Origin of the sequence: Caballeronia sp. LjRoot29 (genome assembly GCF_964252755.1) — a bacterium.
Lineage (GTDB): Bacteria > Pseudomonadota > Gammaproteobacteria > Burkholderiales > Burkholderiaceae > Caballeronia.
Map to the genome: position 1 here is coordinate 82,273 of NZ_CAXUPU020000019.1, position 13,170 is coordinate 95,442.

Sequence of the window (13,170 nt, forward strand, 5' to 3'; positions counted from 1 at the left end):
ATCTCCTTCTTCGGTGGTTCGGCTCGGGGTCGGCAGCGTGGTGGTTTTCTACTCAACTATGAGTCGCACTCACACGCGGTAATTTCCAATATGGACGGCAGTTTCACGCCGAATACTCCTTCCCGTCAATAGGGATTTGAGCTACGCTCACATCTGGTTCATCATCGTACATGCCTTCTTATGTCCTCTACCGCTGTCACCGGAAATCGCCGCACGCCCGCAGGCGTCAAGTCGCAACAGCGCGTGAAGGACATTCTCCAGGCCGGACGTGACGTCTTCGCCGAGAAAGGCTACGACGCCGCGACCAGCGCCGAAATCGCCCAGCGCGCCGGGATTTCGGAGGCCACCGTGTTCAGCTATTTCAGCGGCAAACGGGAGTTGTGCGCGCGGGTGATCGCGGATTGGTATGACGAGATCATCGATGCTTTCGAATCCGGCCTTCCACGCGACGGCAGCGTGCGCCAGCAGTTTGCGTTTATCGTGAGGACGCATTTGCGGCTGATGCTGGTGAACGGGACGGGCTTGTGCGCGCTGGTTTTATCGGAGGGACGGACGAAACATCATGATCTCAGCGACGCCCTCACCGACCTTCAACGCCGCTATACCGCGCCGCTGATGAACGTGCTCGCTCATGGCCAGACAGTCGGCCAGGTGCGGGCCGACTTGCCGCTGCGGCTGATGCGCTCGCTGGTCTTCGGGCCAACGGAACACGTACTGTGGGACGCGACGCTCGCGAAACGGCATCTGAGTCAGGCTCAGATCGATACGACCGCCGATGAACTCATCGACGTCCTGTGGACCGCGCTGCAGCCCCCTGCTGCCAGCCTGAGTGCGCTTGCGCAGTTCAGACAGGACGTGGAAGAAGCGTCGAGGCGGTTTGACGAGGCGGCGAGCCGGGAGAAGTAAGTGTGTGGAAACTTGCGGACGCAAGTTGGTCCGACAGTTAGTTGCAAATCCTCGTCAACAAAGCAAAGCGTAATAACGCCCCGCCGCATTCGCGGCGCCCAAAACAAAGGACAGTTAGTTGCTATTTAATAAACCGCTGGGCAATCCGGGCGAGTCGCGGCACGGTCACCGGCCGCAATAGACGCGCGTCGTAACCGCCCATACGGCGCTCGTTTTCGGTCAGGCACAAATCCACCAGCGCCCTCGCCGATACCCCGCCGCCCACCGAATCGCCCACGTTCGCGGGGAAATTCATATCCTGCGCGGCGCCGCTGGTGTCGAAACCTCGTGCCAGCGATATCCGGTCGCATATCAGCGAGAACCACACGCTGGCGGTCTTCATGAGGAACCAGGGCCGCCGGTACCACGGCAAGCTGCGCCGGTACCACGCCACCCAGTTTGCAAAGAACAGAATATGGCGCGCCTCCTCCTGGATCACCGGCTCGAACGTTTCAACCAGTTCTTCAGGGAAATAACCCGATTGGCGCGCAGCTTCGAATAAGCCGAAGGCAAAGAAACTATCGATACATTCGCTGTAGCCCGTAAGCATCCATGCGCGCAGCGCGTCCTTTGGGGCGGGATAGGGCGGCTCGGGCGCAAGTTCGATGCCGTAGGCCTGGACGAGCCGCGACAGCACCACCTTGTGCCGCGCCTCTTCAGCGCCGTTCATGGTGACGGCTTCGCGCAGCACCGGATCTTCAATACTACGTGCATAGGTCGACACGCGAATCGACGCGCGGCCTTCGGTCTGCACCGCAATATCCCAGATAGGCAGCGACGTGACGCGCTTGAGCACGGCGGGCGCGAGCATGGGCCAGTCGGTGACTGCGGGCTTATAGGGATTGTGAGTCGTCAGCAGCATCTCGCAGAACATGCGTTTATGTTGTGCGGAGCCAATCTTGATCTGGCCGGTGGATCGATACGTCCAGTGACGCATCGCGTAGTCGGCTTCGGCAGGCGTGAGCGTGTCGGACATAGCGTAACGGGAGAATTAATCGCGTTATGCAGATTTTGGCATAACGCGCGCGCTTCTGCCGCGATGGCTTGGTCAAGCGCACCAGGCCATATAGCGTCCTATTGCGACTATCGAAACGATCAATGCGAGATTTGCTCCAGCGCCAGATCGCGCGTCTTCGGTCCCATCAGCCCGATAGCCAGCATGACCACCACCATCGCGCCGGCGATAAACATGAACACCCCCGTCGTGCCGAACGCCTTCAACACGCCCGCGATGAAAAAAGACGTAAAGATGGCCGAAAAGCGGCTCCACGAGTACACGAAACCGACCGCACGCGCGCGGATGCTGGTGGGGAAAAGCTCGGTCTGATATGCGTGGAAGCTATACGACATGATGTTGCTGGCGAGCGTCAGGCCCACGCCCATGCAGACCAGCAGCGCTGCGCCCGAGACCTGGCTGAACACCAGTCCGCAGACCACGATCGCGCCCGCCATCACGACGATCACGCTCTTGCGCTCAAATTTATCGGCCATGAACAAGCCGATGATCGGCCCGACCGGGGCGGCCAGCGCGATGATCGTCGAATACATCAGGCTGGTCGTGATCGTGATGCCCTGGTGGATCAGGAGCGTCGGCACCCAGTTGGCGAAGCCGTAGAAACCGACCGTCTGGAAGACGTTGAAGATGATCATCATGGTCGCGCGCTTGCCGTACGGCGCGACCCACATGTCGCGGAACGATCCGCGTGTGCTGACCGGCTCAGGCGCGGCAGGCGGCGGCAACGGCCGGCCGTATTCTTTTTCGACCTTCGATTCCAGCGCCGTCATCACCGCGTCCGCTTCGGCAAGCCGCCCTTTTTGCGCCAGCCAGCGCGGGCTCTCAGGCAACGCGCGCCGGATAAACCAGACGAACAACGCGCCGTGTGCGCCGATCAATACGACCCAGCGCCAGCCATCGAAACCGAAGGGTTTGTTCGGCACCAGCGCGTAAGAAAGGAATGCGACGACCGGCACGGCCATGAAACCCACCGCTTGCTCGCAGGCGAAGGCGCGGCCTCGGATGTGTTTGGGGACCAGTTCGGAGATGTAGGTTCCGATCGTTACCAGCTCCACGCCAATGCCCAAACCCGCCATGAAGCGCCAGAAGTTGAGGCCGCCAGCGGTGTCCTGGAAAGCCATGATGACGTTCGCGGCCGTGTACCAAAGCAGCGAGTAAGTGAAGATGGCGCGTCGCCCGAAACGATCGGCGAGAAAACCGCAAGCAATCGTGCCGATGAACAAGCCGAGGAACAGCGACGCGATGAAACTCGCGACGCCCGTCATGCCGAACAAACCGACGGTGGTAGACGTGAGAATGCCGCTCTTGACCAGCCCCGGCGCAACGTACCCGGAGTAGAGCAGATCGTAGAGTTCGAAGAAAAATCCGAGGCTCAGCAAAACCACGAGGACCCACATCGAACGAGTCGCCGGCAGGCGATCGAGCCGTGCGGAGATCGTGCCTGCGCTTAGTGAATCCGAAGAACGAACGTGGTGATCAGTGCGGGATTCAGCGAGGTCCTGAGCGGTGGTCATCGATTTATGTCTCCTTGTCTTGGGCGCTTGTTGTGGCCGGGGCCTGGCCTGCGGCACGCCCTTTGATGCGCCCTTTTTGTCGCGCGCCGGCGCGCATTTTAACGGCGTATTTGCAGATTTGTTACAGGTTCCGGAACATTCTTGCCCGATCGTCATTGACGATGATTTTTCGATCCAGCCCGCGCAACACCGCGTTACTTTCCACCCGGCGACCTGTCTCCGAGTGCGCGAAGTAAAGCGGCCCGGCGCCCGCTGCCCGTGACGCTCAAACCGGTCCGACGCCGTGCATCAGCAGCGCCACCGCGTGTTTCGCGACCTGGTCGCGCCTGGGCGCACAACCGCCGCTCTCCTCAGCCCACTTATAAGTCACCGCCAGCGGCAGCACTGTCAATCCGAATACCGATACAAACAGCAGCGACGGCTCCAGGTGCGGGTTAAGCTTGCCTTCTTTCTGCCACTGCGCGATGCGTGCAATCGACGCTTTCTTGTTGGCATCGCCGAAACGCTCTGCAATACGCTGGCGCAGCAACCCGCCTTCGCTGATCACCTCGCGAACCCAGAGCGTCGCAAACCACGGATACCGCTCGCACACAGCAATGAGACCTTCGGCGAACCCGCGCAATGCTTCCGCCGGTTCCGCGTCCGAGTCGGCGAACGCGCGGCCGAGTTCGGCACGCAACGGCACGAATCGCTCATCGATCAATACGTCCAGCAGTTGATCGCGCGTCTTGAAGTAGTAATGGACCATGGCCGGCGTCACGCCCGCCTCGCGCGCAATCGCGCCGAGCGTGGTCTCCATGATTCCCTGGCGCGCGAATAAAACCAGGGCCACATCCAGCAACAGCGTCCGAGGCTCGCCGTGCTGCGCGCCACTAGGCCGCCCAGGTCGGCGACCGGCCTTTGGCTGCTCAATGGGGACAGAAGAAACAGCCTGCTGGGAAGGATCGGTTACATCTTTAGTCATGGTGGCAATTGACCCCGTGATTGGTGTGGCCTAATATTAACTCCAACATTAATTTAACTCATCGGGCAGCTGAATGGAAACCCTGCAACCCTCTGTCGCACTTCCCGCCATTGAAGAGCGGCCGCCAATCCGGCTGCTTTTCACGGCGCTGCTGCTCGTCATGCTGCTCGGCGCGCTCGACCAGACGATCGTCTCCACCGCGTTGCCCACCATTGTGGGCGAGCTGGGCGGCCTCGAAAGCCTCTCTTGGGTCGTGACGTCATACCTGTTGACGTCGACTATCGTAGTGCCGCTGTACGGCAAGTTCGGCGATCTGTTCGGTCGCAAAGTCGTCATCCAGGCGTCGATCCTCATTTTTCTTGCCGGTTCAATCCTGTGCGGCGTCGCGCAGGACATGACTCAGTTGATCGTGCTGCGCGCGTTGCAGGGGCTCGGCGGCGGCGGTCTGATGGTCGTGACCATGGCCGCCATTGCCGATGTCATTCCGCCCGCCGAACGCGGCCGCTACCAGGGCTTGTTCGGCGGCGTATTCGGACTCGCGACGGTCGTCGGACCGCTGTTGGGCGGGTTTATCGTCGAGCATCTTTCCTGGCGCTGGATCTTCTACATCAACGTGCCGCTGGGCGTGCTGGCGCTGATTGTGATCGGACTCGTGTTCAAACCGCACGTGGCGCACGTGAAGCATAAAATCGATTACATGGGCGCCGCGTTTCTGGCCACATCGCTTACTTGTATCATCCTTTTTACCAGTCAGGGCGGCACGCTGTTGCCGTGGAGTTCGCCGCAGCTTTGGTTCACGCTCGCACTTGGATTCATTACGCTGGGCGGTTTTATCTACGAAGAACGTTCCGCCGACGAACCGATCATGCCGCTCGAGCTTTTCAAGGAGCGCACGTTCGTGCTGAGCGGGCTGATTGGTTTCATCATCGGATTTTCGCTGTTCGGCGCGATCACGTTCCTGCCGCTGTATCTGCAAGTGGCGAAGGGTTCGACGCCTTCGCAAGCCGGCCTTCAAGTTTTGCCGATGATGGCGGGCATCTTGTCCACGTCCATCATAAGCGGCCGCGTGATTAGCCGGATCGGCAAATATCGATGGTTCCCGATCTGCGGGACCGCGATCGTGGCCTGCGGCATGTTCTTGCTGTCCACCCTGCAACTCGATACCCCGCTTCACACCATGTACCTGTTCATGCTGCTGCTGGGACTTGGACTCGGCATGGTGATGCAGGTGCTGGTGCTCGCCGTGCAGAATGCGGTGCCGTTCAAGAACATTGGCGTGGCAACGTCCGGCGCCACGCTGTTCCGGTCGATCGGCGGTTCGGTGGGAGTCGCCACGTTCGGCGCAATCTTTACGAACGGTCTGCATTCGCGACTGGCCGACGCCATGCCGCCAGGAACAGAGTTACCGCAATCGATGGGGCCAACCATGGTCCAGCATCTTCCCGCCGCTTTGCGCGAGACGTATCTCAACGCATTCTCGGGATCGATGCACGTGGTGTTTTTCGTGGCCGGTGCGGTCGTGTTACTCGCGTTCGCGTTGTCCTGGTTCATGCAGGACAAGCCGCTTCGCGGCAAGTAAGGCAAGGGATGGGACGGGATGCGTCAGCAACGCTTTGGTTTAAGCTGACGCACTTTAACCTCGGAGCGTCCGCTCAATGAAGCTTACAAAAATAGTCATCGCCTCGACCCTCAGCGCTTTTGCTTTTATCTCGACCGCCGCACTGGCGGAGACTTTTAATTTCGGCGAAGGGCAGTCGTCCATGTCCGGATCCGGCGGCGCTTCGCACCACACGCCGCCGTCCAAGCATAAGAAGACCAAGAAAACGCAACGTGCGGACGACAAGGGTGCGCATTCGCAGCCTTGAGCGAAGAGCGTTCGCAACGCCACTCGCCTCCGGTCTTCGTCACGGGCGTGTCAATTTCAGCGCGTCAATAACTGGCGAACGCCCAGCGCCACGATCAACCCGCCGCAGACGCGGTCGATCCATGCCCGATACCCACGGTAGCCCGACGCAATCCCCGCGTGCGACAGCACGAGTGCGACGAAGCCATACCACGTCGTGGCGACCAGAGCGACCATGGCAAGCATCGCCGCGAAGGTGACCGGCGACATATGCGCGGGCGTGGCGGAAGCGAAGATGGCGGCGAAAAACGCCACCGACTTCGGGTTCGCGCTTAAGCACACCAAGGTCACTGAAAGAGTGTGAATGCGGGCAAGCACGTAATGGGCATGACTACGCTGTACTCAGCGTTTGATCGCCTGTTTTTCCACTAATCCACTCATTTCACGCTAGCATGATCTCCGGCTGATTAATGACAGGAGAGCATGCTCATGAGCTTCGATGAACGGATGTTGAATGGCATGGGCGTATTAAGTGCAATCGTCGACAGCGGCAGTTTTGCCGCGGCGAGCGAGGCGCTGGATATGTCGCAATCGGGCGTGAGCCGCTCGGTGGCACGACTCGAAGCCCGGTTGGGTATTCGCCTGTTCGACCGCACTACGCGCTCAGTCAAGCTGACCGACGAAGGGCGACGTTTCTACGAGCAGATCGTGCCGCTGCTAAGCGGACTTGAAGAAGCCGCCGCCTCCGCGTCACAAGGAGCTAGTGCAGTGCGCGGACGCTTGCGCGTGAATATCGATCCGTTCTTTTCGCGCCTGTTCCTTGGACCGCGACTGGGTGCGTTTGTCGAGAAGCATCCCGACTTGCAACTCGACCTGATCACACGCGATCAGCTTGGCGACATGGTCGCCGACGGTTTCGATCTTGCCGTTCGCTTTGGCCAGCCGCGTGAATCCACGCTGATTGCGCGCAAGCTTCTGGAGACACGCGTCATTACCGTGGCATCGCCTGCCTACATCAAGAAACACGGCCGCCCGTTCGCGCCCGTCGATCTCGAACGTGAACCGCACACATGTATCCAGTTCCGGAACCCCGAAACCGGGCGGCCCTTCCAGTGGGAATTTCATCGCGGCAAGAAGAAGATCCTTGTTGCCGCCCGGGGACGCCTGACTGCGAACGACGTGGGCACGATGCACGGCGTATGTCTCGCAGGACATGGGATCGCGCAGGTCCTCGCGCTCGGCACCGAGCAATTGCTAGCCAGTGGCCGCTTGATAGACCTCTTTCCCGATTGGCCCGACGAGACCTTTCCACTCTACGCGGCTTATCCGTCGCGCCATCATGTGCCGGCCAAAGTGCGAGCGTTCTTCGACTTCATCGTTTCATTGACGGGTACGCCGATAGAAAACCTGACTGCGTAGGATAGCTACCAGACCAGCCGGTTCTGAATACGGGCGCCTAAACGTTTTCAATGCCGTCCTTATTCCATACGGACGCAAAATTTTGCGCTAAGAACTGCAAAAAAAATAGTTCGCAGGACTGGAATATCTTCAGCATGCCGGCTGTTCTGCGGTTCGTGCCAGCTTGGAAGCTGATGAACCCTTTTATTCGTTGTCACGTATTAATTAGGAATAGAAATCAAAATTAGATAAAAGCCTAATCCTTACCTGCATGGAATAAATGTTTTGTTGCACACGTTCAGACTGGGACGATCGAACGCTGCAAGGAGACGGGCAAGCCGCCGCGACAACCGGCATGTGCGCTCATCCAGCGAATCCATCTCGTCTGTTGGCCGGGTGTCGCATACGGAGAGTCGACCTCGACGAACACCAATCGAACCGCAAGAGGAGAACACCCATGAAACTTCAGCAGAGGCTCACTTTGTCAGTGCTACTGGGCGCGGCAGTTGCAACGCTGGCGGCATGCGGCGGCAGTGATTCCAACTCGAACAATGCACCGAATGTCGGCGCGTTCAGATCTACCGTGCTGGTCTCCGACGGCAGCACCTCGGCCCCCCACAGCGACGCCAACCTGCAAAACGGCTGGGGTATCGCGTTCAATCCAACCGGCGTAGTGTGGGTCTCCGATAACACCACGAGCAAATCGACGCTGTACGACGGCAACGGTGTCGTACAGTCGCTGGTGGTGACAATCCCGCCGGCGGCGGGCGGCCAGACCGGTGGCCCAACGGGCATCGTCTTCAACACCAGCACCGACTTCCAGGTCACCGCAAACGGCAGCACCAGCAACGCGCTGTTTATCTGGGCGACGGAAGCCGGGACGATTGCAGGCTGGTCGCCCAAGGTGCTGCCGACCTCGGCGGTCAAGGCTTACGACGACGGCGCAGGCGGCGCGGTGTACAAGGGCCTTGCCATTGGCAAAAACGGGACGGCCAACCTGTTGTATGCAACCGACTTCCATAACGGCAAGATCGATGTCTTCGACAAGTCCTTCAACAAGGTGCAACTCGATGGCCCGTTCCAGGACCCCACGCTTCCCGCAGGTTTCGCGCCTTTCGGCATCAGCGTGACGGGCAACACCGTCTTCGTCACCTACGCCAAAGTCGGTCAGGACGGGCGCACGCAGGTGAATGGCGCGGGCAATGGCGTGATCGACACCTTCGATACCGACGGTCACTTCGTCAAGCGCATCGCCACGAACGGGTTCCTGAATTCGCCTTGGGGCATTGCCATGGCGCCGGCGAATTTCGGCGGTGCGAGCAATGACCTGCTGATCGGCAATTTCGGCGACGGCACCATCGATGCGTTCAACCCGGCGACCGGCGCGTTCATCGGCGCGCTGACGCAAGCCGATGGCACGATGATCCAGCAAAAGGGCATCTGGGGCATCTCGTTCGGCAACAACGTCGATAACCAGCCGCTGAATACTCTCTTCTTCGCAGCGGGTCCGAGCCCGACAACCGGTATTTACGGCCGGATCGACGTCGCGCAATAACCCCGGTACGTGTTCCGCCTCGCCGCCGGATCGTAACGGCGGCGAGCGCACAGGTCCTCAGGACAAGACTCGCCCATCGGACTTATGAATCGGGCTTACGAATCCGACTTACAATCGCGGTGCGCAAAAATTGATTCATTTATCCGCACAGGCCGAAATGCCGCGCCGCACAACGGTTGCAAGATTAGCTATCGGGACTTTCACCAACTCTCTTATTTTTTTGGCTTGGTAACCTGCTGCGGTTCTATGCGGACACAATCTGCTGAATGTAAGTTGCCCGGCGCCGAGGGGCCTCGCGCCGGACGAACCCGGGTACTGACCTATCCGGGATGTACTGACCACCTTTGGAGTAAAAACAGTGAAAAAACTGCTCGCGGCTTTGACGATTTCCCTGCTCGCCGTCACATCGATCACCTCCGTCACCGCCAATGCGAAGGATTACTCGACCATCCGTTTCGGCGTTGACGCCTCTTATGCCCCGTTCGAATCGAAAGGTCCGGATGGCAAGCTGGTTGGCTTCGACATCGACCTCGGCAATGAAATCTGCGCACGCCTGCATGCGAAGTGCGTATGGGTGGAAAACGATTTCGACGGCATGATCCCGGCCTTGAAGGCGAAGAAATTCGACGGCGTGCTGTCGTCGATGTCCATGACGCCGCAACGCGCAGAACAAATTGCTTTCTCGAGCAAGCTGTTCAACACGCCGACGCGCCTGATCGCCAAGAAGGGCAGCGGCATCCTGCCGACCGCCGATGGCCTGAAGGGCAAGACGGTGGGCGTGGAACAAGGCACGATCCAGGAAACCTACGCCAAGACGTATTGGGCGCCGAAGGGTGTGACGGTTACGCCGTACCAGAACCAGGACGGCGTCTACGCCGACTTGCAAGCTGGACGCCTGGACGCTGCGCTGCAAGATGCAGTGCAAGCTGAAGTGGGCTTCCTGAAGACGCCGCGCGGTACGGGTTATGAGTTCGTGGGCAAGGATCTGGTCGATCCGGCGATCCTCGGCAACGGCGCGGGTATCGGCCTGCGCAAGGAAGACACCGACCTGAAGGCTCAGATCGACAAGGCAATTGCCTCGATCATCAAGGACGGTACGTACAAGAAGCTTGAAAAGAAGTACTTCGACTTCGACGTGTACGGCAGCTAAGCAGTCCCTAAGCCTTAAGTCCGGAACGCGTTCCGGGCACAGCTTCAGCGCTTGAAAAGACGGGCTCCGCGATAAAACGCGGAGCCCGTTTTGTTTTTGGGTTCTTATGGCGCCTCTGGACGTCTTTTATGCCCGGCGCGGCAAAACCGCCGTTTTCGGCTAAGATCGAACGTCTGGGATCGGAGGCAACAGAGGTAATTGCCAAGTGCTACCTGATGCGGCCGGTGCGCAGCAAGCCGGCGCCCCGTCGCGAACGCTCCGCCCAACTCTCCTGAACACGCCGACACTTTTCCCAAGCGCGACGCGTATCCGAGCGCCGTGCATCGACAATCATGCAAACCAAAACGCACACCCTGATTTCGCCGTCGATTGGCACCACCCGCAATATCCTGAGTTTTCACTACGGCCCGGGCGGCGGCGAAAAGATCTATATCCAGTCCTCGCTGCATGCCGACGAACTCCCCGGCATGCTGGTCGCCTGGCGTCTGCGGCGTCAGCTGGCCGAATTCGAAGCAGCAGGCAAGCTGCGCGGCGAAGTGGTGATCGTGCCGGTATCGAATCCTATTGGGTTGAACCAGAACATGCATGGCACGCTACTAGGGCGTTTCGAGCTGAATAGCGGCCACAACTTCAACCGCAATTTCCACGATCTCGCCGCGCTGATCGCGCCACGCATTGAAGGCCGGCTGTCCGGGGATATCGAATCGAACAAGCTTGCCGTGCGCCGCGCAATGCGTGAGGCGCTGGACGAGCAAAGACCGCACACCGAGCTTGAGTCGCAACGCCTGGCGTTACAGAAGCTCTCTTATGACGCCGATGTCGTGCTCGACCTGCATTGCGACCTCGACGCGGCGCTGCACATCTACACCAACCCGGATATCTGGGACGAAGTCGAGCCGCTGGCGCGATACCTGGATTCGAAGGCGTCGCTGCTGGCGTTGAATTCGGTGGGCAACCCGTTCGACGAGATTCACAGCTTCTGCTGGTCGGATCTGCGCGCCAGGTTCGGCGCGCGTTTCCCGGTGCCGAACGGCGGCATTTCGGTGACGGTGGAGCTGCGCAGCCAGCACGACGTATCGTATGAATTCGCCGATGCCGACGCGCAGGGCATCATCAATTACCTGATCCATCGCGGCGTGATCGATGCAACCGCGCCCGCCATGCCTGAGCTTGTCTATCCGGCAACGCCGCTGGCCGGCGCCGAGCCTATTGTTGCTCCCGTGAGCGGCGTGCTGGTGTTTCGCGCGAAGGTCGGGACGGTGGTCAAAGCCGGCGATGCCATCGCCGATGTCGTCGATCCGCTGACGGATACGGTTACGCCTTTGAATTGCACGACCACCGGCATGTTGTACGCCCGGCAGATTGCACGGTTTGCGACTGCGGGAATGGAGGTGGCCCGGGTCGCGAGCGCTACTGCGTACAGGACGGGGTCGTTGTTATCGGCGTAGAAAGTTGAAGGGGCAAAACTAAAAATCCAAAACTAAAAGTCTAAAAGCAAAAGGGCTACCAAAGGCGGTAGCCCCAAAAATTCCAACACCCCTTTAAAACTTAAAATAACAGCTACGGGTCCTGCGGCCACACCATCGAGCGATGGTCCTCGGGGCCGCCGGTCCGTTTCCGCCTATGCAGCCTGTGCAATCAGGCTTTCTGTTCGCGGCTGTAACATCGCCACGTGTTCGAGCACCGTCGGTTCCGGCACTTCGTTAGTCGATACAACACTCAACTCCAACAGCGCGGTCTCGAGGCTCGCCTGACGGGCAGCCGCCGCTTTCTTGGTCTTCCCCGCGCGTGACGGCGGCTGACAAGCCCCGCACACCACGTTTTCTTGCAAATCATGTTTGTGCGCAATGAACTTTCCAGTGCAGCGGCAGCATTTGGTGAGCTGCAGCATGCCTGCATCGAAGAAGCGCACAAGGGTCCAGGCCCGCGTCAAATCAAGTACTGCCTCGACATCGCTATTCCTGCAATGTTCGAGATACAACCGATATCCCTTCGTCAGGGCATCGAGGTGCGAACAGCCTGCTTCTTTCTTCAGGAACATGTACGTGTTGTAGAAGAGCGAAGCGTGAATATTCGCCAGCCACGTCATATACCAGTCAGCCGAGAAAGGCAGCATGCCCTTCGGCGGCGATACGCCCTTCACCTCGCGATACAACCGGATCATCCGGTCACGCGACAGCGTCAGTTCACTTTCGAGCACCTGCATCCGCGCCCCGAGTTCGATCAATGCGATCGCGCGGAAAACTTCTTGTGCATCTTCTGTGAGGCTCTTCTTAAGCATGGCGCGCTCTCGTGCTTAGAGGAACTGTTCTGCTGGCTGGCCGGCCAGCAAGATGGCTGCGTGCGTCGGCGCGATATCCGCATGCTTCGCGGGCGACGTCAGAGCGGCCAGCATGGTGTGATCGTTGAAGCGGAAAAAACACAGCAACTGGTCGGAAGCCGCCAGCTTGACAACCTGCGCGAGCGTCAGCCCGGACAGAAGGTCGGCGAGTTCCTTAGACAAACCCAGTCGAAACATCCCGATGGCACGGTCATCTCTCAGCATGCGCTGCGCGAGCATGATGTACGACAAGTTGATTTCTCGAATCGAGTCCAGCGTTTCGCGACCGTTCATGATTTTCCCGCGTTCGATATAAACCCCGAGTACCCTGCCAGCATTTTTTGCCAGCTATCTTTTTGCCTAGCCAAACGTTTGTTTTGTTCGGCTACGTTTAAACTTTGTTTCAGTGAGTTACATCTTGTAACAACACTGTGAAACGGATTGTAAGTACGACGCAGCGGGAAAT

General features: G+C 59.2%; 13 protein-coding genes. 7 read left to right on the forward strand and 6 right to left on the reverse strand.

All coding sequences use genetic code 11. The annotated features are described in order from the left end of the window. Positions 1–180: 180 nt before the first annotated feature. The gene (locus ACSQ83_RS20705; RefSeq protein ID WP_436229428.1) at positions 181–906 is read left to right on the forward strand and encodes a TetR/AcrR family transcriptional regulator; all 726 of its coding nucleotides are present in this window, start codon (positions 181–183) and stop codon (positions 904–906) included. Between the two features lie 121 nt (positions 907–1,027). Here the strand turns inward: ACSQ83_RS20705 and ACSQ83_RS20710 are convergent, their stop codons facing one another. The 3 genes from ACSQ83_RS20710 to ACSQ83_RS20720 all read right to left on the reverse strand — a co-directional run bounded on the left by ACSQ83_RS20710 (position 1,028) and on the right by ACSQ83_RS20720 (position 4,387). Then, the gene (locus ACSQ83_RS20710) at positions 1,028–1,921 is read right to left on the reverse strand and encodes a ferritin-like domain-containing protein (protein ID WP_436229429.1); all 894 of its coding nucleotides are present in this window, start codon (positions 1,919–1,921) and stop codon (positions 1,028–1,030) included. 119 nt (positions 1,922–2,040) lie between these two features. Next, on the reverse strand, positions 2,041–3,474 hold the full coding sequence (locus ACSQ83_RS20715) for an MFS transporter (RefSeq protein ID WP_436229430.1): 1,434 nt from the start codon (positions 3,472–3,474) through the stop codon (positions 2,041–2,043). A 265-nt stretch (positions 3,475–3,739) separates the two neighbouring features. Continuing rightward, on the reverse strand, positions 3,740–4,387 hold the full coding sequence (locus ACSQ83_RS20720; RefSeq protein ID WP_436229454.1) for a TetR/AcrR family transcriptional regulator: 648 nt from the start codon (positions 4,385–4,387) through the stop codon (positions 3,740–3,742). 124 nt (positions 4,388–4,511) lie between these two features. Here ACSQ83_RS20720 and ACSQ83_RS20725 point away from each other — a divergent pair, with 124 nt between their 5' ends. After that, the gene (locus ACSQ83_RS20725) at positions 4,512–6,017 is read left to right on the forward strand and encodes an MDR family MFS transporter (protein WP_414968252.1); all 1,506 of its coding nucleotides are present in this window, start codon (positions 4,512–4,514) and stop codon (positions 6,015–6,017) included. 76 nt (positions 6,018–6,093) lie between these two features. Beyond that, positions 6,094–6,303 carry a hypothetical protein gene (locus tag ACSQ83_RS20730; RefSeq protein WP_414950912.1) on the forward strand — a complete coding sequence of 70 codons (210 nt, stop codon included), beginning with the start codon at positions 6,094–6,096 and terminating at the stop codon, positions 6,301–6,303. A gap of 56 nt (positions 6,304–6,359) precedes the next feature. Here the strand turns inward: ACSQ83_RS20730 and ACSQ83_RS20735 are convergent, their stop codons facing one another. Continuing rightward, positions 6,360–6,659: a LysE family transporter gene (locus tag ACSQ83_RS20735; protein ID WP_436229431.1), complete on the reverse strand. Its 300-nt coding sequence runs from the start codon at positions 6,657–6,659 to the stop codon at positions 6,360–6,362. A 111-nt stretch (positions 6,660–6,770) separates the two neighbouring features. Between ACSQ83_RS20735 and ACSQ83_RS20740 the strand changes: the two genes are divergently transcribed. The 4 genes from ACSQ83_RS20740 (at position 6,771) to ACSQ83_RS20755 (ending at position 11,832) form a co-directional block, all read left to right on the forward strand. Beyond that, a complete protein-coding gene (locus ACSQ83_RS20740; RefSeq protein ID WP_436229432.1) occupies positions 6,771–7,700 on the forward strand; it encodes a LysR family transcriptional regulator in 930 nt (309 codons plus the stop codon). Positions 7,701–8,136: 436 nt separating this feature from the next. Then, positions 8,137–9,234: a TIGR03118 family protein gene (locus tag ACSQ83_RS20745; RefSeq protein ID WP_436229433.1), complete on the forward strand. Its 1,098-nt coding sequence runs from the start codon at positions 8,137–8,139 to the stop codon at positions 9,232–9,234. 358 nt (positions 9,235–9,592) lie between these two features. After that, positions 9,593–10,384: an ABC transporter substrate-binding protein gene (locus ACSQ83_RS20750; protein ID WP_414950897.1), complete on the forward strand. Its 792-nt coding sequence runs from the start codon at positions 9,593–9,595 to the stop codon at positions 10,382–10,384. Positions 10,385–10,716: 332 nt separating this feature from the next. Next, complete coding sequence (locus ACSQ83_RS20755) at positions 10,717–11,832, forward strand: succinylglutamate desuccinylase/aspartoacylase family protein (protein WP_436229434.1); 1,116 nt, start codon at positions 10,717–10,719, stop codon at positions 11,830–11,832. Between the two features lie 173 nt (positions 11,833–12,005). Here ACSQ83_RS20755 and flhC read toward each other — a convergent pair whose 3' ends face one another. Together flhC and flhD are read right to left on the reverse strand one after the other, a co-directional pair. After that, complete coding sequence (flhC, locus tag ACSQ83_RS20760) at positions 12,006–12,665, reverse strand: flagellar transcriptional regulator FlhC (protein ID WP_414950895.1); 660 nt, start codon at positions 12,663–12,665, stop codon at positions 12,006–12,008. Positions 12,666–12,680: 15 nt separating this feature from the next. Continuing rightward, on the reverse strand, positions 12,681–12,998 hold the full coding sequence (gene flhD / locus ACSQ83_RS20765) for a flagellar transcriptional regulator FlhD (RefSeq protein ID WP_031357172.1): 318 nt from the start codon (positions 12,996–12,998) through the stop codon (positions 12,681–12,683). Between the last annotated feature and the right edge of the window lie 172 nt (positions 12,999–13,170).